General features: G+C 55.9%; 12 protein-coding genes and 2 pseudogenes. 9 read left to right on the top strand and 5 right to left on the bottom strand.

Annotated elements, in window-relative coordinates; genetic code table 11:
- Positions 1 to 129 precede the first annotated feature (129 nt).
- The 4 genes and pseudogenes from ABSG47_RS14435 to ABSG47_RS14420 all read right to left on the bottom strand — a co-directional run bounded on the left by ABSG47_RS14435 (position 130) and on the right by ABSG47_RS14420 (position 3,489).
- Entirely contained in the window at positions 130 to 723 is a 594-nt protein-coding gene (locus ABSG47_RS14435) for an IS630 family transposase (protein WP_424170399.1), read from the bottom strand.
- Positions 642 to 1,091 (bottom strand): helix-turn-helix domain-containing protein, encoded by a 450-nt coding sequence (locus ABSG47_RS14430; RefSeq protein WP_424170398.1) that lies wholly within the window; start codon positions 1,089 to 1,091, stop codon positions 642 to 644. Before ABSG47_RS14430 ends, ABSG47_RS14435 begins: the two co-directional genes overlap by 82 nt.
- 562 nt (positions 1,092 to 1,653) lie before the next feature.
- Positions 1,654 to 2,670, bottom strand: a pseudogene (locus ABSG47_RS14425) (alpha-N-arabinofuranosidase); the annotation flags it as partial.
- A gap of 15 nt (positions 2,671 to 2,685) precedes the next feature.
- Complete coding sequence (locus ABSG47_RS14420; RefSeq protein WP_424170396.1) at positions 2,686 to 3,489, bottom strand: hypothetical protein; 804 nt, start codon at positions 3,487 to 3,489, stop codon at positions 2,686 to 2,688.
- A 257-nt stretch (positions 3,490 to 3,746) separates the two neighbouring features.
- Between ABSG47_RS14420 and ABSG47_RS14415 the strand changes: the two genes are divergently transcribed.
- The 5 genes and pseudogenes from ABSG47_RS14415 to ABSG47_RS14395 all read left to right on the top strand — a co-directional run bounded on the left by ABSG47_RS14415 (position 3,747) and on the right by ABSG47_RS14395 (position 9,065).
- Entirely contained in the window at positions 3,747 to 4,964 is a 1,218-nt protein-coding gene (locus ABSG47_RS14415; protein WP_424170395.1) for an alpha/beta hydrolase, read from the top strand.
- Between the two features lie 127 nt (positions 4,965 to 5,091).
- Entirely contained in the window at positions 5,092 to 7,764 is a 2,673-nt protein-coding gene (locus ABSG47_RS14410; RefSeq protein ID WP_424170394.1) for a glycoside hydrolase family 3 C-terminal domain-containing protein, read from the top strand.
- 316 nt (positions 7,765 to 8,080) lie between these two features.
- Positions 8,081 to 8,200 (top strand): annotated as a pseudogene (locus ABSG47_RS14405) (hypothetical protein); the annotation flags it as partial.
- A 26-nt stretch (positions 8,201 to 8,226) separates the two neighbouring features.
- Positions 8,227 to 8,742: an ABC-three component system protein gene (locus ABSG47_RS14400; RefSeq protein WP_424170393.1), complete on the top strand. Its 516-nt coding sequence runs from the start codon at positions 8,227 to 8,229 to the stop codon at positions 8,740 to 8,742.
- A complete protein-coding gene (locus ABSG47_RS14395) occupies positions 8,739 to 9,065 on the top strand; it encodes a three component ABC system middle component (protein WP_424170392.1) in 327 nt (108 codons plus the stop codon). The genes ABSG47_RS14400 and ABSG47_RS14395 overlap by 4 nt, the downstream gene beginning before the upstream one ends.
- A 177-nt stretch (positions 9,066 to 9,242) precedes the next feature.
- Here ABSG47_RS14395 and ABSG47_RS14390 read toward each other — a convergent pair whose 3' ends face one another.
- Positions 9,243 to 10,574, bottom strand: coding sequence for a hypothetical protein (locus ABSG47_RS14390; protein WP_424170391.1), 1,332 nt, complete (start codon positions 10,572 to 10,574; stop codon positions 9,243 to 9,245).
- A gap of 454 nt (positions 10,575 to 11,028) precedes the next feature.
- Here ABSG47_RS14390 and ABSG47_RS14385 point away from each other — a divergent pair, with 454 nt between their 5' ends.
- The 4 genes from ABSG47_RS14385 to ABSG47_RS14370 all read left to right on the top strand — a co-directional run bounded on the left by ABSG47_RS14385 (position 11,029) and on the right by ABSG47_RS14370 (position 19,107).
- Complete coding sequence (locus ABSG47_RS14385) at positions 11,029 to 12,516, top strand: multicopper oxidase family protein (protein ID WP_424170390.1); 1,488 nt, start codon at positions 11,029 to 11,031, stop codon at positions 12,514 to 12,516.
- Between the two features lie 67 nt (positions 12,517 to 12,583).
- A complete protein-coding gene (locus tag ABSG47_RS14380) occupies positions 12,584 to 14,032 on the top strand; it encodes a metallophosphoesterase (RefSeq protein WP_424170389.1) in 1,449 nt (482 codons plus the stop codon).
- Between the two features lie 91 nt (positions 14,033 to 14,123).
- Complete coding sequence (locus ABSG47_RS14375; RefSeq protein ID WP_424170388.1) at positions 14,124 to 15,680, top strand: glycoside hydrolase family 28 protein; 1,557 nt, start codon at positions 14,124 to 14,126, stop codon at positions 15,678 to 15,680.
- Between the two features lie 34 nt (positions 15,681 to 15,714).
- Entirely contained in the window at positions 15,715 to 19,107 is a 3,393-nt protein-coding gene (locus ABSG47_RS14370) for a carboxypeptidase-like regulatory domain-containing protein (protein WP_424170387.1), read from the top strand.
- Positions 19,108 to 19,586: the final 479 nt, after the last annotated feature.

The following is a 19,586-nucleotide window of genomic DNA, read 5'->3' as shown; positions in this document are numbered from 1 at the left end:
GCCACGGTCATACGCGGCCAAAAACTTTCGCCGCAAATCATCATCGAAGGCTCGCGCCATAGCTTTTGCGTCGCCGGAGATTCGCCGACCATCAGTCTACACTATCCTTGAAAATGATCTAGCGCATTATCACGATAACTGTACCCAATTCAGAGTAAGTCTGAACCATGCTTGAGCGTTTTGAGGAGTAATCTTTTGGAGGGCTTCAGCGATGGCTTGTTGAAGAGCCTCATTGGTGCGTGGTTTTTCCGAACGAATCAGTTGCTTGATTTTGGCCCAGGCTTTCTCGATGGGATTCAAGTCGGGCGAGTAGGGCGGAAGATAGAGCAGTTCGGCTCCGGCTCGTTCGATTCTTTCCGACACGCCTTGCACCTTATGGGAACTCAAGTTATCCATCACGACCACATCGCCTGGCCGCAACACCGGACACAACGCCTGGTCCAAATAGGCCAGGAAGATGTCGGCATCTGTAGCCGCTTCGATGGTCATGGCGGCAAGTATGCCGCGTGTACTCATGGCTCCCAGAACAGTCATGATCTTCCAATGACCGCCGGCCGTTGCCTCATGGATGCGCTGGCCGCCCAAGGCTCGGGCGCGTAGCCGCGTCATCGACGTAGTGACTCCGCTTTCATCCAGAAATATCAATCGTTGCGGGTCGGTCGAGAGGATGCGGCGGTGGAAATCGGCGCGACGTTCGCGATTGGCTTCTGTGTCCCGCTCGATTGCATGGAGCGACTTTTTTTGAGCCGCAGTCCGAGCCGCTTCACCCACAGTTGGACAAGTGTCCAACTCATCGGGACGCCCTTGTCGGCCTCGAGACGCTCACGCAACTCGGTGATCGTGATGTCGGCTTGCGACTCGACCAGAACCAGCATGTGGGCCTTCACTTGCTCCGTTACCCGGCTCCGAACGCCGAACCGCGATTGCACCAAACGCTTCCTGTGCCCGCTGCGAACCTGCTGCTGGCGCACTTTCCGCACATACTCCCAACTTACCCCGAACCGTGCCGCAAGCGCACGGCAACTGCCTTCTCCGCGCTCATAGGCTTCCAATATCCGCAACCGAAGATCGTCCGAATACGCTCGCCCCATAGATATCTCGTCGCGGCCAATGAACCAGAGAATGAAACTATAAATCTTTTTAAACCCGGCGGGTATAGATATCTTGATACTGCTCTAGACCGACTGATCGTCACGACAGCCAAGCCATTAGAAAACTGCGTCTCGAATGTGAGCTTTGTCCGTTGGACACCTGAACCTCGCTGCGCTGCGTACGAAAACGTCATCCCTGCTTGGTCCGTATCTACTGCCGACACTTCAGTGCTGAAAGTGAGATCACCGTGAAAAGGATAAACCGCACTTCGCGTTGATGAATGTGCGGAATGGCCTGAGATTGTGCATTATCGAGTCTCAATTCTCAAGAGTGGATGCTCTAGACCCGTTTCGATTGTCAGGGGATGTGGAACTAAGGAACGAGTTGTAAACAGTGGATGCGATCTCATTGGATTTACCCTGCAGCGACTCACCGCTGAATCGTGCAGACCAGAGAATCATTCCTCGCATGGTCGATAATTGGATCTGGGCAACGGGCCCATCGGGTGCAAGGTGCACGTGACCGCGGAGAGCGAATTGAATTCCCGACCTGCTCCAGTGGCTAAGGTAGTCTGCCGGGATTAACCGCCGGCTGGTCGCCGCCGGGCGGAAACGTGGGCTTGGGCTGCGGCGAATCTCCGCTCACCTCAACAGGGATGGTGCCGAAGTGATCACGGTACATCTTGAAAAGCATGCCCGTGGGATTGAGGATGGCTTCGGTGCGGTTGGAACTCATCGTTGCAGTCGCAAAGGTCAAGGCACCCATCTGAAAAACGTCGGAATGCCTGAACATCTCGTGAAAGGCCCATGCGTAGGCGGGGACGGTCTTGTAGGAATTCGGTGCGCCACCGAAGTAGGCCCATTCGTCGATAGCTATCGGGACGGGCTTGGCGCGGAGCGCGGAGATGCGCTTGAGGTATTCCTGATAATGCTCGTATTTCGCGCGGACCTGGACTGCCGGCGCACGCTGCCACTCGATGAACGACAGAGGAGGATCGATGGGCACCTTCTTCTGCAGCTTTATGTCGGTGTGCTGCGTGCCGGATGCGTAGTAGTGCTCGCTGATCATGTCGATGTTATCGAGACAGTTCAGCAGCATCTGGCCGGTCCAGTCGGCAGCGGAGAGATAGTCGGGAACATATTGGCCATTGATGCGTCTCGCCTGGTCCGCGCCCTCCATCACGTCCGGCATCGCACCGCCAGCAATGAGCTTGATAGATGGGTCCACCTTCTTCATCTCTTTTGCGAACAGGTTGTGCTTCAACTCGAATTGCGGGAGCGACATCGAGCCCATCTGGTAGTCGCCCCATGGCTCGTTGCCCACACCCCACCATTTCACTTGGTAAGGCGCAGGATGGCCATTTGCGGCCCGCCATTTCCCCATCGGCGTGGAAGCGGCACCGTTGGTATATTCGACCAGTTCGCGCGCTGACCATGCGTCGCCGAAGCCGGCGTTCACCGTGATGTACGGGTCTACCCCAAGCAGCCGACACAGCGTCAAAAATTCATCCGTGCCGACATCATTTGGCTGCACCGCGTGCCAGACAGGATCGAAGATAGGCGGTCGCTTATCGATCTCCCCAACACCGTTGCGCTACTCGTAAGAGGAGACGAAGTTGCCGCCGGGAAAGCGAAGTACGCCGAAGCGCAATTGCTTGAGCGCGGCAACGATCTCGGGGCGAAACCCTTCGATGTTGTCCGCGGGCATGAGCGAGATCGTGCCGACGTGGAAGGAGCCTGTGCCTGTGCCGGTGATCTCGAGTGTTGCATCATCGGTGTCAGCCGCGGCCGTGTAATGCAGCGAAAACTTGCGGTATGCAGGTTCCACCGTACGGATCGTAATGGTCTGGCGATCGGTGGCTTCCTTGCCCCACGTCAGCGTGATCTGGACAACAGCGCCCGGAGAGCCTGCCAGGACGATGCGACCTGTGTAGGCGTTGCCTTTGCGAACCACAATTCCCGATTGCTTGAAGCCGTGAGGTTCTTTAGCGGCGAGTTTGACAAGCGGCGATTGATCACCCGTGTAAGGCGCCTTGGCGTCCATGATGACCACCCCGTCGCCGCCAATGGGAGACCACCAGCGCGTCGGAATGCGGTTGAAGCGCGGGTTCCCGGCTGCGTTGCCCATCACCGGCGGTGGTTTCGGCGCGCTGGCCGCGACCGGGTAAAAGAACTTGCGATCCACGAGCAACTCAGACCAGATGCCGTTGTTGACGATGTCGCCGCCATGCTCGAGAAACTGGCCGTAGATGTTCTTCGAGATAGGAGCGCCGGTCCTTGAGACATCGATGGTGGCGTTCACCGGTTTCGTTTGCGCCCAAAGCGCGGGAGAAAGCGATAGGGCCGACAAAGCAACGACAAGAGCCCTGCGTCGAAAACTCCAAGGTATCGAAATCATTTGACTCTCTCGTGATGCGGCATAGTCCGGCGGAGTTGTAAGCCTGTTCGTCTGCGGGCAAACGTTTTCCATCGCAGGCGAGCCGGACAATCCAAAAATTAAGGAACGACCAAATATACGGCGGCCGAGGCTTGGTGTACAAGCCAATAAATCGCTTTATTTCTGGATAACGATGCGCTATTATGCCTCTGACATAAAGAGCCCTGCCCGTCCTGCTGGGAATTGGCTGAGAAGAGAAGACGTTTACGGAGATTGGAATGAAATTGATCGGGTTGTTGATGTTGTTCGCAGCGAGTTTCTGCGCCGCGCAGAATTCAGGTGATTTCAAGCCCGCAACATCGAACGTTCTGGACGCGCAGTATCCAAGAGTTGACGGCAATTCGCATGTGCAGATTCGTTTCAAAGCGCCTGGCGCCACGACGGTGAAGCTTAATTTCTGGAGTGGTCCGAAGGTGGACATGGAGAAGCAGGCTGACGGATTCTGGACGGTCACAACGCCGCCCATGGCTCCCGGGCTTCACTACTACGTGATCAATGTCGATGGCGCCGAGGTCAGCGATCCGGGCAGCACCGCCTACTTTGGTGGAAGCAAATGGGCGAGTGCCGTCGAAGTGCCTGAAGCTGGAGTGGATTATTACCAGCCTAAGGATGTTCCGCATGGACAAGTGCGCGAGGTCTGGTATCACTCCAGCGTGACGGGAACGTGGCGGGACGCATTCGTGTACCTGCCCCCGGACTATGACACCGCGAAGACACGCTACCCGGTGCTCTATCTGCAGCACGGCGGAGGCGAGGATGAGAGTGGGTGGATACGGCAAGGCAAGGCAAATTTCATTCTCGATAACCTGATAGCCAGCGGGAGCGCCAAGCCAATGATCGTCGTCATGGCGAACGGGTATGCCACCCGCGCCGGATATGTTGTTCCTGATATGACGGGAACGCCGTTCGGTTCTCTAGAATTCCTGAAGGTAATGCAGGAGCGGATGGGCGCGTTTGAAGACGACATGACTCAGGCGCTGATTCCCTTTATCGACAAGACATTTCGCACTCTTCCGGATCGTGAGCATCGGGCGATGGCGGGGCTTTCCATGGGCGGCATGCAAACCTTCCAGGTCACGTTCAACCATCTCGATCTCTTCTCATACATCGGCGGCTTCAGCGGAGCGAACGGAATAGCGATGATGCGCAGTAGCGAGAAGCCTGATTTGAAGACTGCCTTCAACGGCGCCCTAGCTGACCCCGCTGCCTTTCAAAAGAAAGTGCATCTGCTCTGGATCGGCGTGGGAACGAACGAACCGGAACGGATGAAGGCCGCTCTCGAGAGCCTGAACGCCTCGCTCGACGAAGGAAAAGTCCAGCACGTGTTTTACGAGTCGCCCGGCACCGATCACGAATGGCAGACATGGCGCCGCGATTTAAAAGACTTTGCTCCGCGTCTGTTCCAGTCCGGAAGCGAATCGGGTGCTCCGCGCTAAAGCGGCGGCCGAGAAAGCGAAATTCAAAGTGAATGGCCCGCGTGGTGTGATCGGCGGCGGGTCATTCTTGAGCAAGATAGTGCGGCCGCAACACGGTCTGCGCCAAAACCAAGCCTGAGGTCCAAACATGAAAACACGACGCATGATCCGCATGATGCAAAGACTTGTCCTGGGAGCTGGATCGCTTTCCTTTGCGTTCGCCGCGCAGCCGGCGGTCGCTCAAAGTGCGGCGACTTCTCCTTATCTGGACACGAATCTTACGCCTGAACAGAGGGCTGCCGATCTAGTACACCGCATGACTCTTGCCGAGAAAGCCTCGGAGATGCAGAACAATTCGGCAGCAGTTCCGCGGCTCAACGTGCCGGCCTATCAATGGTGGAGTGAAGCCTTGCACGGGGTCATCAACGACGGCGTAACCGAGTATCCAGAGCCCGTAGGTCTGGCAGCCACCTTCGATCCATCAGCCATCCACACCATGGCGGCCCAGATCGGCATCGAGGGGCGCATCAAGCATGTGCAGAATGTGCGCGAAGGACACAAGGGCATTATGGGAGGCCTCGATTTCTGGTCTCCCAATCTGAATATCTTCCGTGACCCGCGCTGGGGCCGTGGACAGGAGACCTACGGAGAAGACCCGTTCCTCACCGGCCGCATGGGCGTCGCTTACGTCACCGGCCTGCAGGGCGAGGATCCAAAGTACTACCTGGCAATCGCAACACCCAAGCACTACGCGGTGCATAGCGGGCCGGAGCCAACCCGCCACTTCGCCGATGTTGACGTGAGCAAGCACGATCAGGTGGACACCTACGAGCCCGCCTTCCGCGCCGCCATTATCGAAGGCAAGGCCGGTTCAGTCATGTGCGCCTATAACGCCATCAACGGCGAGCCCGCATGCGCTAGCCAATATCTGCTGCAGGACCAGTTACGCGGCAAGTGGGGCTTCAAAGGATATGTCGTTTCCGACTGCGACGCTGTCCGGGACGTTGCCGCCAATCATCGCTATCGTCCAACCCAGGCGCAAGGCGCGGCCATCTCGGTCATTCGCGGTATGGACAACGAGTGCGTCACCTTCACATCGCGATTCGGCGAGCCAGTTGAAAAAGCGTACATCGATGCAGTCCAGCAGGGCTACTTGCCTGAAAGCACGCTGGACACAGCACTGATTCGTCTCTTCACGGCGCGCATCAAGCTCGGCATGTTCGATCCTCCGGAGATGGTTCCCTACTCAAAGATCGACGAGAAAGAACTGGATAGCGCCGAACATCGCGCCCTCGCCCGCAGGCTCGCCAACGAGTCCATGGTCTTGCTCAAGAACGATGGAATTCTTCCCATCAAACCCGGAGTCAGAAAGATTGCTGTCGTCGGCGCACTTGCCGATCAGACCAGGGTTTTACTCGGCAACTATGCAGGCAGACCGACCCACAGCGTCTCCATCCTCGACGGTCTCAAAGCGGAGTTCCCGAACGCAAAGATCACCTTCATCTCGGGAACCCAGTTCCTGCGCAACGATGGCGACCCCGTTCCGGACGCGGTACTGACAACTCCCGACGGCAAGCCCGGCCTCAAAGCGGAATATCGCGAGTCCACCGGTGTACGCGGCCCTCAATCGAGCCCTGCACTCGCCACCCGAACTGAAACCAACGTCAATCTCTCCAAGAGCAGCCTCCCATCTGAGATCGTCGGCAAGAGCACCGTTGCAGTGCATTGGGCAGGCTCAATCACAGCCACCGAAAGCGGCGATTATCTCCTCGGCGTGCACGGCAAAGGCTTCGCAAGGCTCGCGATCGACGGCAAGCAGGTTGCCACCCTCGTGACCTACGACGACGTCGATGCAGCCACCGGCCGCGCCCATCTGGTCAAAGGGCAGAAGGCTGAGTTGAGCCTGGACTATGGCAGCCTGCCGGCCGGCCCGCAAGCTCAGCTCATCTGGGCCAAAGTGAATGATGCGCCGTCGCCAGAGGCTATTGCAGCCGCCAAAGACGCGGATGTCGTCATCGCCGTCGTCGGCATTACCAGCAGGCTTGAAGGGGAAGAGATGCCGGTGACTGTGCCCGGATTTCTCGGCGGAGACCGCACCAGCATCGACCTCCCGGAACCCGAAGAAGCGCTCGTAGAAGCCGTCGCGGCGACCGGCAAACCCATGGCCGTCGTGCTGCTCAACGGCAGCGCCTTGGCTGTCAACTGGATCAACAAGCACGCCAACGCCATCCTCGAGTCCTGGTATCCCGGTGAAGAGGGCGGAGCGGCAGTGGCGGAAACGCTGAGCGGCAAGAACAATCCCGCAGGAAGGCTCCCAGTCACCTTCTATACCGGCGTCGACCAGTTGCCCAACTTTGAGGACTACGGCATGGCCAACCGCACCTACCGTTACTTTGAAGGCAAGCCGCTTTATTCCTTCGGATACGGGCTCAGCTACACGACCTTCAGTTACAGTGATCTGACAATTCCTACCCAGTCCGTTTCCGCGGGCCAGCCAGTCGGCGCCGATGTGACCGTCACCAATACCGGCAAAGTCGGCGGAGATGAAGTAGTCCAGGTCTATGTCAAATTCCCCAGCATGAAGGGTGCTCCGCACGTTGCTCTCCGTGCGTTCCAGCGTATCCATCTGGAACCCGGTGCAAGCCAGAAGGTTCACTTCGACCTGAAGGATCGCGACCTGGGAATGGTGACCGAGAGCGGAACTCCCATCATCGCTCAAGGCGATTACACCATCAGCATCGGTGGAGGCCAACCGGACACAGGCGTGCCCGTAGCAACCGGAAAGTTCCACATCGAAGGTCAGATCGACTTACCGGAATAGCCGATGTCGGCTGATTTCAGCAGGGGAAGGAGAGCGCTGTGCACAGACAAGACTTCTGCAAACTACTCGCGATGGCTGCGGCATCCGAGACTGTTCCATCCTATGGGCAGGCTTCGCAGGATAACCAGCCAGCCCTGCCCAGCGGCTTCCACCAATACACGCAGGACTATGCCCAGTTCTGCGCATTGCCGCCGGAGAAGAGGGTCTTCTACAAAGTCAGTGACGGCAAGATCGTCGCAGAGCGGTTAGACGAGTCGGCCTGGCAACAGCCCGTTTGGAACTACAGCCCCGCAGCACAATCCATTGCAGGTGGAATGTGGGACGATGTGCCTTCGCAGTCGCCCATCGCCGATCTTGCGGCTCCGGTCCGTTCAAACCGACGTGGGACTCATTGCTGGAATACGAGGCGCCGGAGTGGTATCAGGATGCCAAATTCGGCATCTGGGCTCACTGGAGTCCACAGTGCGTCGGCGAAGCAGGAGACTGGTACCAATTACCTTCAGAGGCAAGGTTCCTGAAGGTGAGATTGATACTGATGGTGACGAAAGACTGTTCGTTCGTCAGTTGCGTGAGATCGGGATCTCTTCATCACGCATCCGCAACACGATTCTTGACTACTATCGTGCCTATGAACAACGGTCCGCTTGGGCTCGCGAAAATCTTTTGATCTCAGGGGAATTAGAAGAATATGAAGACCGCCTCGAAGACGAGTGGTCGAGATACCGCGACGTGGTTTTCGAAAAACTCAATGGTGAAACTGCAGAAACGGTACTTCGCGAGGCGGGCCAGAAACTATATCAATGGGCGGATCTCGAAAGCGGCAACATAAGTTCGCTTCGCATTCGCGAGAGGGTAACGGAGCCCTACGTGGTCCGAGGGTGTTTTCACATCCTGGCCAACATCAACCCTCTGCCACGAATCTATTGGCACCCGTTCTTCCTCAAGCGACTTCGCGAAGTGCTGGCGGTCAACGCATGAAATCCTGGCTGCAACGTCCGTTCGAACTCAAAACACTTTTCAATCCTGCCTTCTGTGGCGTTGTTCTCTCTCGCGTTCTGGCTGGATACGAGGAAGAGAAGGCCGATGGAATGCCATTCTCGTTGGTGCTCCTCGTGCTCCCGCTCTGCCTCCACAAAGAGACGCGGCTCATTCTTTCGGCGAATTCACGCGGGTACGTGGGAGGAAGAGTCCTGGACTGCTGCATGCCGCCTCGGCACAGTCTAGCGGTCCCTGAGGAGGCTGCACTCCGAGTGCATGCTGAAACAGAAAGTAAATCTTCTGGACAAATGGGCACTCGATGACCAAGGTTTGCTGCTTTTCCTTGTCCATTGGGAGTGCCGCCTTTGTCCATGTTTCTTCTGCTCAGGATTTTCTGGCATACTCAGGTCCGCATAGTTGTAGGTTCTGCGCTACACTTCGACTTCAATCACGCCACCCCTCCACCCCTGCTGTATCTTGAAGTTTTTGTCTGCTTCCACTCAATCCTGTGAGTTGCGATAAGCAACAATTTTCAGTTGCGACGCATCGCCGTTCACACTTCTAGACTCCAGCAGGACTTCGAAATAGGGAAGAGATCCGTTAGGGTTCCTGATCTTGTTCAGGAACGGCTGCAGATTTGTGTCGTTGAACATGAAGTCCGCGGCAGCCTCGGTGCCGGCTGCAGAGGTGCCTTCCAGAATCAGGACGTATCCAGAAGCACTGAGACTGGGACGTAACGCGGCGACCGCGTAGACCTGATGCGCGGGATCCGACGGATCAAAGTCGTATTGCGAGAGCTCATCACCGCGCGGCGAACGGTTGATAATAGAAAAACCGCGTTGACGCAGTTTATTGCGGAAGACGAAGTTCATGTGGGTCTCGAAGATTTCGACCCAGGGGTTGCTCTCCCGGGTTCCGAGTAGGACCACCGAACCGTCCTTGAGGTCGGTAGGACGAAGATCTCGCGCGTAGCGGATCTTGATCCAGTCCGGATTGATCCCGGGGAGATGATAAAACTGAGTCACGATGCCGGCATCGATGAAGGATGTAAAGCGCCGCGTCGCCAGGTCTTTCAACATCTCTGATTCTGCAGCGGATGCGCCTGGGCTGGTGATGTGCACCACATAGTTGGAACTGGCGTATTCGTGCAGGTCTACACTGTGCTCGGTGATGTCTTGCAGGATTGCCAAGCTTGCGTCCGAGAGGACGATGGTGGTGGGATGCTGCGCAAGGAGCATCGACCAGAAGCTGCTTGAGGCGGAGGTTGGGGCCGGAGCGGGAGCGCGGTTGTGCAGGCGAGCTGCCAGACCCATGGCCATGATGCTTACCAGGGAGAGCGCTACGCTCAATATCCATACGAGGGAATGATTGCGAGCGTGTCCGGACGGTCGCAAATCTCCGCGCAGAATTGTGCTGGCGTCAGGGAGGGTAGTGTCCGTGGGAGCCGGTTCCTGCACCTGTTCTTCCAGCGAGCGCGGCATGAAGACGGGAACGTAGGCGCCCTTCGGTACAAGTAGACGAATCGGTTCCTGCGAGCCTTCGTTTTCAAAATACTGCTGGAGCCGTTGCCGCATTCGGCTGGCATGGGAACGCACAATTCCATCAATCGAGGGGTCATAACCAGAGCGGCCAAAGAGACGACATCCGATGTTAACTTCATTGATCTCGTCGTCTCGTCCTTCCAGGGACAGTTCACAGATGTAAAGAAGAAGCCTGCATAGCCGATCGGATTTCGCGAAGTAAGCGGAGGCAACGATACGTTCGACGAGTTGCCAGCGAGGATCCTCGACCAGGGTGCTCCATGTCGTAGTTTGAAGGGTTTCGGTTCCCATGAATGCGACCGAACAGAATTCACTGCCGATTTAAAAAGAGTAGATACTACTGCCGTGAATTCTTCGTGAACGCCACTTCGCAACACAATGGGTAGCGATTGGCGTCCCCTTACGAGTTTCCCGGCCTGAGAACCAAAGAAACGTCCGTCTGCGTCCGCCGATGCGTTTGTCATAACGTTAAGTCCCGTATAAAGTAGCTCGGAAAAACCCTTGTGAATGGAATGTAAATCGTTGAATTATTAGCCATTTCATCCGTTTAACGGCGTTGTTGCTGCGAATTCACTCTCTGCATGCGGTCGAAGTTGGTTAGTGTGGTCTCATTCAAGGCACGATGCATGAAGAGGCTACTTAACAGGACACCTGCTGCATGTTTGAGGCTGGTTGTTCCTCGCATTAATGCCGGCAGGCCGGCAATCGCGAATTGGATGCCGGTATAGGGGCGATGGCAAGGTTCATGAAAAGCAAGAGTGGGGAGCCATGGTGCGGCGATGCTACATTGGCTGCCCATTCCGGCACAGCGATCTCACGGCGGCGATTTCTACTTTCCGCTGCGCCGGTGGCGGCCGCCGGACTGCTGTGCCCAAGCAGCATAGCGCCGGCTTCTGCAACGCCCCTCGATGTCTGCTTGCGCATCTCCCCGCTCGATAGTGAGATTGCATCCGGTCACACCGTCCGCACGATGGCGTACAACGGCAGCGTTCCTGGGCCGCTTATCCGCCTCGCGGAGGGAAGGCCGATTGAGATGGAAATCCAGAACGAATCGGATGTGGAGGAATACGTTCACTGGCACGGCTTTTCTCTGGATGCCCGATTCGACGGTACCGAGGAAGAGGGCAGCCTGCCGGTACCGGCACACGGGCGCGTGCGATATACCTTGCCTCCGCAATCGTCTGGCTCCTATTACGTGCATAGCCACTCCATGGCCCATCACAATCTAACCGCTGGAACGTACAGCGGCCAGTTCGCGTTTGTTTACGTCGAGCCCAGGCAAGATGCGGGTTCCTACGACCGTGAGATCTTTCTCACCAGCCACGAATGGGAACCGCGCTTCGTGAACATGACGAAGGAGGCCCTATCCGCCGAGGAGATGCTTCATCTTCGCGTTGACGCTGAGGCTGAAAACGAAATGGGAGAGGGTGGCTGGGACGTTCAGTACAGGTTTGCCTCACTGAACGGAAAGGCGCTTGGGCATGGTGAGCCGATTCAGGTGAGGCAAGGCGAGCGGGTTCTGTTTCATTTTTTGAACGCCAGCGCGACGGAGAGTCTGCAACTCGCGCTACCAGGGCACCAATTCCTGGTGCAGGCCCTGGATGGCAATCGCGTCCCGAGTCCCGCACATGTCTCCACTGTTGAGATGGGCGTCGGGGAACGAATCGACGCGATTGTAGAGATGCGCTCGCCTGGCGTATGGGTGCTTGGTTCCATGGACGATGAAGCGCGTGGAAGGGGACTTGGCATCGTGGTGGAGTATGCGGGGGCGCACGGGGAACCTGTGTGGTCCGCACCCGCAGCGGAGGCGTGGAGCTACGGTCTCTTCGGCAAGGATAAGGAGTCCGAATACGGCCAGGAACAGCTCCAATTTCGGATCACCCGGTTGCCGCTGGGCGAGGACGGCTTCGAGCGCTGGGCGCTTCGCGGCGAGGGCCAGGACAATCGTGATTCCTTAACCACGGTGCTTAACCAGGGAAAACACTACCGATTGCGCATTGCCAATGAGAGCGGAGAGTTTCATCCCATGCATCTGCACCGCTGCTCGTTTGAACTGGCGCGGCTTCATGGCATACCTTCTGCCGGGATAGTGAAAGACACGGTCGTGGTCAGTCCGTATGAGGCTGTGGATCTCATTGTCAGGCCGGAACGGCTGGGGCCCGCTCTCTTCCATTGTCACAACCAGATGCACATGGACTGTGGGCTGAAAACTCTTTTCCGTATCGAGCGATAGTAAGTCGATCCAATTCGAGAAACAAGTCGAACGAACAAGAACCAACAGACTAACCATACGAGGAATCATGATCCGCTACTGGTATAACTGTTTTGCCTCCTGTCTTATCGGGCTCTGCCTGGCACAAAGTCTCAAAGCGCAACCGAACCCTGTCGATCCTCCTCAGCTTCCGTATTCACAGGCCATTCTTCAGCAGCTTCCGGTCGCCTATAGCGATGAGGCGGTGGCACTGCATTTAACCGCGACAGAGCAAGCACAGCAAGAGGCCTTGAAAGCAGCCTCGATTTCGCCGACTGCGGTGCTAGCACTCGTCGTCCGGGGATTGTCGAGCGATCCGCAAGGCTTGCAATTTCTATTGCAAAAAGTAAGCCAGGAAACGTCGGCCGAGACTCGCAGACTCATCCTGCGGGAAGGTATCCAATCTCGGATTCGCCATGCCAAGCCTGGCGAATTGCCGGACAACGTGCGGGAAACGTTGGTCCGTCTAGCTCAACAGGACAGCGATTCTACTGTATCGCTCGAAGCGGCTCAAGCCATACGACGGCTGCAGTGGGGTAACTACGCACAGATGCTGATAGCACGCGCCGAAAAGGCTCGGAAGGAAGGGGATTTGGCCGGTGCAGGCAAGCTCCGCACCGAAGGTGATCAATGGATTGGTTGGGATACGCAGATGAATCTTCCTAACTTCCTGCGCACACCGCCTCCAGTCTTCCGTCTGGTCCCGGAAGACAAACCCATACGGGTGGTTGCGTTGGGAGATTTCGGTACCAGCTCACCCGCGCAGATCAAGGTTGCGGCCACGATGAGGGAATATCAGAAAGAACATCCTTTCGATTTTGGACTTACTCTCGGCGATAACTTCTATCCGAATGGAGCGGGAAGCCTCAACGATCCGCAGTGGAAATCCAAATGGGAGGATCTCTATGCACCGATGGAAATTAAATTCTATGCCACGCTCGGAAACCACGACTATGGACGCCCGGACAGCCCTGCGGCGGAGATTATGTATTCGGAGAGAAGCCCATCGTGGCGCATGCCAGCTACTTACTACACCTACACTGCGGGCTCTGTCCAATTCTTTGCTATCGATACCATAGAGCTTTCTGATACCTCGCTGCCTAATGCAGAACTAGCGTGGCTCGACGCGGAGTTGGCCAAGAGCAAAGCGACCTGGAAGATAGTCTACGGCCACTATCAGATATACTCCGCTACGCGAGGCGACGAGCAGAATCTTATCCAGAGACTGTTACCGCTGCTGCGCAACCGGGCCGATCTGTATCTATGTGGGCACGACCATAACTTACAGGAGTTAAAAGAAGAAGCCGGTGTGCATTTTTTCGTCGATGGTGGCGGGGGAGCCGGTTTGTATAAATTCAGATACCCGAACTATAGCCATTCCGACTACAAGGCAGTGAGCAATGGCTTCACAGTGTTAGAAGCGGACAATCACCAGTTGGTGGTGCGGTTAATTTCGGACGATGGAAAGGAAATCCATCAGTCCACATTCCATAAATAACGTGGACGGATTGCACAACACTCCGCTGGCCTCTTTGTGGGTTCAGGCTGCCGGCTGATCCAACTAATCCATCTTCAAAGGAGAGTCATTCTTGCTTCCGCTTTCGCGCCGAACTTTCATTACCGGATCTATCGCGGCTTGTGTCGTCGCGCAGCACGCCCAGGCCATGCAGGCAGATAGCCCAGTCGTGGTTGTTATTCCTGGGGGCCGACCTGAGGGCGCAACCAGCGACACGCGGATGCTTCAGAGGGCGATTGACCAGGCTGGCGAGCACGGTGGTGGTACAGTGCATATCACGGCCGGGCGCTATCTTTCCGGATCGCTCCGGTTGCGTTCGAATGTTTCGCTTTGGCTGGACTCGGGCGCAACGATTTTCATGAGTCCCGATACCGCAGAGTTCTTTCCCGCGGAGAAGCTGAGCTATGACCCGAAGGCGGACCGGAGTACCGCAGACTTCAGCAACGCGCTTCTGGCAGGTGACAGTGTAGAGAACGTCGCCATCTTCGGCGAAGGGGTCATCGATTGCAATCGAACCAAGGGCGGCGGCCCAAAGCCGATCGCCCTGCGGCGCAGCAGCCATCTGAGCATTCGCGGCATCACTATTCGCAATGCGCCGAGTTATAACATCAGCCTGCTGGGGTGTGAATTTGTAACGATCGATGGAGTTACGATTCAGAATGGATATTCCGACGGTATCGATCCCGATTGTTGCCGGTATGTTCGTATCTCCAACTGTTTTATCGAATCCGTAGACGACGCTATTGTCCTGAAGAGTAGTGGGGCACTCGGGGAGCGCAGGCCAACAGAGTACGTAACCGTAGATAACTGCATCTTGCGGACGGCCAGCATCCACTTTAAATGTGGCACGGAGAGTTGTGGAGATTTTCGCAATATTGCCGTCAGCAATTGCGTGTTCCAGGGTGGAATGGGCATGCGCCACGGCAATCCTGGAATCGCTCTTTACTCCGCGGATGGCGGAACGCTCGACAACGTGGCGATATCGAACATCGTGATGCGCGATGTGGGTACTCCGTTGGCGATTCTGCGCAATGATCGAGACCACTGCGCTTTCGGGAATGGTCCTGGTCTGGTCAACTCCATACGAATCGCGAATGTGAGTGCGAGCGGCGCCAAGCTTCCCTGCGTAATTGCAGGCCTTCCCGGTGCTCCTGTTACAGGCATTTCCATCGATGGCATGTCGCTAACGATGGTTACCTCGAGCACAGTTTCCAAAGCTCTGGAAGCGATTCCCGAGTCTCCAAAAGCGTATCCGCAACCTACAATGTTCGGTCCGCTGCCGGCTTCCGGATTATTCATGCGCCATGTCTCGACGATTTCCTTGCGGGGCCTGCAAATACAGACTTCTGATCTGGAAGCACTGCCGGCGATTGTGGCCGATGACGTGAATGCAATGCAACTGCTCGGCTTTACGGATGGTGGCGGGAAATCCGCTTCCCATCTCTGGTTCAACAACGTGCGCAACTCCGTGGTGGAGTGCATCTGCACGTTGCCCCCGCCTCCCCACTCGTATCGCGTTAGCGGTGCGAGAACGACCAACCTGGACTTTAAAAGAATCGGTTCGCTTGATTGGAGCCGAGCTCTGTTAATCGACGCCGATGTGCCGCGTCACGCAGTCCATCAACAGTAGGTGTGCTTCGAAATAGATACGGAGAATAAGCATCATGAAACGGTTGTTATGGGTATCATCATTTTTCATTGCTTTGTGTCTTGCTATGGAATGCACCGCGACGGCGCAATCCCTAGGTACGATATCCGGGAGTGTGATCGATCCTTCCGGATTAGGCGTTGCAAACGCTGAAGTCACTGTAACCAACGAGAGAACTAATCTGACCCGTTCGGTCAAGACAAACGGAAAGGGCGAGTATTCGCTCGCCTTGCTTCCGCCCAGCGTATATACGTTGGATGCCGAGGCCCCTGGCTTCAAAAAGCTAACCCGGCAACATATCGAACTTCAAGTCGATCAAACACTCACAGTGGATGCCAACCTGCAAGTTGGTTCTGTGACGGAGAGTACTACGGTAAGCGCGGGCGCGCCGGTGGTAGACACCATGACGGGAACCATCTCCGAAGTAATCGACCAGCAGAGAATGCTCGACCTCCCGCTCAATGGACGAAACGCCGCAACGCTTACGACTCTCGTTGCGGGTTCCACATCCGCTAACTCTGAGGGCGCCTTCCAGGCATCGACCTTCGGGAACCAGAAGGTTGGCGGACAGGCCGCGGCTGTGACCATATCGGTCAATGGCAGTTCGCAGACAGCGGTCAACTATCAGTTGGATGGTGGCGATAACGTCGATCAATACACGAATGTGAACCAGCCTTTCCCAATGCCGGACTCGCTGCAGGAATTCAGCGTACAGACCAGCAATTTTAGTGCAGAGTATGGACAGAATTCCGGAGCTATCGTCAACGTGGTCACCAAGTCAGGCACCAATGACTTTCACGGCAACCTCTTCGAATTTGTCCGGAACGATGTTTTCAATGCGCGAAACTGGGCTTCGATAGCCCAGGACCATATCAAGCGCAATCAGTTCGGCGGAACCATTGGCGGACCAGTGCGAATTCCTCGACTTTACAACGGGAAAAACAGGACGTTCTTCTTCTTCGGCATTCAGGGAACTATTTTTCATTACATCGGGGCTGCTTCTTCCGCTTATGTGCCCACCCAGGCGAATCTAACCGGAGATTTTTCCTCGCTTCTCGATGCATCCAGCCCGGATAATCCTCTTCACGCGGTGAAGCAGCTTATTAATCCTGCGACCAAGCAGCCATTCCAGAACAACCAGATCCCCACCAACCTCTTCGACAAGGCAGCAATTAATACCGTAGCTTTGTTGCCCGCTGCTACAGACGCGACCGGTTTTGTACATTTCGTTCAGCCTTTCGCGCCGCAGGACTTTCAGGAAGAGATGGTCCGGATCGATCATTCCATTTCGCCGAATGATCACTTGACGGGACGCTACTTCATTGACAATTACGGCAATCCGGCGATCTATTCCAACGGCAATATTCTGACTTACAACGATGGGCAGCCGAACACGTCGCAAAATGCCCTGATTCAGGAGATTCATAACTTCAGTCCGACCCTGCTGAACGATGCGCGTATCTCTTTCTCACGTGTGAACGGACTGCACGTGCCGCCTACAAATGCGCCGGATTTAACCGACCTGGGAGTCAACATGTACCAACCCGGTGGCAGAAAGGCCATGCAGGGTATCAGCGTGACCAATTTGTTCTCTTTTGGCGATCACGCCTTCGGCGGCTTTGTGCGCAATGACTATACTTTCTACGACGATCTAAAGATATCGAGAGGCCGTCATAACATCAGCCTCGGCGGCCAGGTTGAATATGCGCGGTTCGATGAGAATAACCAGAATGGCCAGTTCGGAAGTTTCAGCTTTTCTGGAGACGCAAGTGGTTACTCGATGTCGGATTTTCTGCTTGGCAGTGTGCGCACTTTTTCGCAGGGAAGCGGAGAGATCATGAACGTGCGCAACACGTTTGTGGATATCTACGCCGAAGACAGCATGCGCCTTTCAAGTCACTTTACGCTTTCGGTCGGTGTTCGTTATGAGCCGTATCGGCCATGGAACGAAATCCATAACCGTGAAGAGATATTCAATCCGGCAGCATTCAAGGCGGGAACGGTTTCTAGCGTATACATCAATGCTCCAGCGGGACTTTCCTTTCCGGGCGATCCTGGATTTCCCAGAGGAGGAACGAAGCCCGATTACAACGACGTTGCTCCGCGTCTTGGATTTGCCTGGGATCCTTATGGAAACCATAAAATCAGCCTCCGCGGCGGCGCGGGTGCATTTTTCAACTCGCGCGTGATCTCTCAGATGATGCAGAATACGGTCGATGAGAACCCTTTCAGCCCGTCGATCTCACTGACCACACCAGCAGGCAGCTACAGCAATCCTTATCTTGGACTGAACGCCCAATCCACTCCTCCGTTCACTCTTCCGGCCCCATTGAATTTTGTTTTCCCGCTGCCGATCAGCGCGCTTACTTTAGACCCAACCCGAAAGTTCCTGGTGCCGGTGAACTATCAATGGAATCTGACGGCCGAGGATGAGTTTGCCCCTGGTTGGCTCTTCCGGCTCGCGTATGCAGGCTCACGCGGCCTTCATATTCGGCGGGACGAGCAATTGAACCCGGTCATCTATGATGCAGGCGCTCCGGGCCCCTATGGAAACCCGGCTCTCTCGTCGAATTCGCGCCGCACTTATATGCCAAATCTCACGAGCATTGGGGAAGAGACGGAGACTGGAGCTTCGAACTACCATTCTTTGCAGATTACTTTGGAGAAGAAGTTATCGCGGAGCTTTACTATCCTGGCGAACTATACATGGTCGAAGAGCCTGGATGATATTCCCCAGAACCAGACTCTGCAAGCGAACGGAGCAGGCAACTTCAGCATGCCGATCTATGAATCGGGTTATAACCGTTTCGAGTACGGTCCATCCACCTTCGATCACACCCATAACTTCGTTGCGTCCTATGTGTGGCAGCTTTCGCGGATGAACAGTCTTCCCTGGTACGTGAGCGGCCCGTTCGGAGGGTGGCAGTGGACGGGCATCGTGTCTGCTCAGACAGGAGATGCATTCACGGCTTTCGCCGGCACAGACCAGTCATTGACCGATGGAAGCGATCGCGCGATCGTCTCGGGAAATCCACACGGAGGTAGCGCCTGTGTTGCCGTCTCAAGTACGGCGGCCTGCAAGAACTGGCTCAACCCCGCTTCATTCAGCGTACCGCTTCCAGCGAGTACCACTCCTGCGGCAATTTATGCGACGTATCCTTACCGCTTCGGCACCGCGGCGAAAGGAAGCTTGCGTGGTCCCGGCAATTTCGATTGGGACATGGGATTGCACAAGGACTTTGCTTTGGCTGAGTCCTTGAAACTGCAGTTTCGTGCAGAGTTCTTCAACGCATTCAACCACCCGGACCTTAGCGACCCGGATACAACCTTGTCCGGTGCTGGATTTGGAGCTATTACGGCTGCGGGCAACCCGAGGATCGGTCAATTGGCGATGAAGTTAAACTTCTGAGTGGTCCATCAGATAGTTGCAAGCCCAGGGGAATTGGCGCAAATGTCAGAGTATCGGCATGGCGAAGTAAAGGCGGGCGAGAGACCTGTTGAAGCCCCCTGCATAGTGCCGACGTTGTAGAGCGGAAGACCATGAGTGAGTTCGTGAATCTGCCGCTTTACAGCGCCTGCAAAAGTAACAGGATAACTACTGCTTCGCATAAAGACATTCGGCGCGTGTCACGTATTGTGTTTGAGACGGTAATACGCGATGCGCGCTTCGGATTCAATGGCATTGCTTTATCGGGCCTGCCACGCCAACAACAGTGACGAGCAATAACGGGGCAATTGGGAGCAATAAGCGGTTCCAAGGGCGCTTTAGTACTACAGTTGTAGATAAGTGGTAGTCTGATGGTGCTCTGGGCGTGGTTCTCCGGCGTTGGCGATGGAGAGGCGATTATCCGGCTGGAAGCGTGAGTTGTTGCGGTCGCACGATCGCAT

Origin of the sequence: Occallatibacter sp. (assembly GCF_049510455.1) — a bacterium.
Lineage (GTDB): Bacteria > Acidobacteriota > Terriglobia > Terriglobales > Acidobacteriaceae > Telmatobacter.
This window is presented reverse-complemented; position numbering and strand designations above follow the sequence as displayed.

What these genes read in the sequence shown, in the direction of transcription:
- ABSG47_RS14430 (WP_424170398.1), bottom strand. Translation starts at nt 1,091, where the DNA reads ATGGGGCGAGCGTATTCGGACGATCTTCGGTTGCGGATATTGGAAGCC.
- ABSG47_RS14420 (WP_424170396.1), bottom strand. Translation starts at nt 3,489, where the DNA reads ATGATTTCGATACCTTGGAGTTTTCGACGCAGGGCTCTTGTCGTTGCT.
- ABSG47_RS14415 (WP_424170395.1), top strand. Translation starts at nt 3,747, where the DNA reads ATGAAATTGATCGGGTTGTTGATGTTGTTCGCAGCGAGTTTCTGCGCC.
- ABSG47_RS14410 (WP_424170394.1), top strand. Translation starts at nt 5,092, where the DNA reads ATGAAAACACGACGCATGATCCGCATGATGCAAAGACTTGTCCTGGGA.
- ABSG47_RS14395 (WP_424170392.1), top strand. Translation starts at nt 8,739, where the DNA reads ATGAAATCCTGGCTGCAACGTCCGTTCGAACTCAAAACACTTTTCAAT.
- ABSG47_RS14390 (WP_424170391.1), bottom strand. Translation starts at nt 10,574, where the DNA reads ATGGGAACCGAAACCCTTCAAACTACGACATGGAGCACCCTGGTCGAG.
- ABSG47_RS14385 (WP_424170390.1), top strand. Translation starts at nt 11,029, where the DNA reads ATGAAAAGCAAGAGTGGGGAGCCATGGTGCGGCGATGCTACATTGGCT.
- ABSG47_RS14380 (WP_424170389.1), top strand. Translation starts at nt 12,584, where the DNA reads ATGATCCGCTACTGGTATAACTGTTTTGCCTCCTGTCTTATCGGGCTC.
- ABSG47_RS14370 (WP_424170387.1), top strand. Translation starts at nt 15,715, where the DNA reads ATGAAACGGTTGTTATGGGTATCATCATTTTTCATTGCTTTGTGTCTT.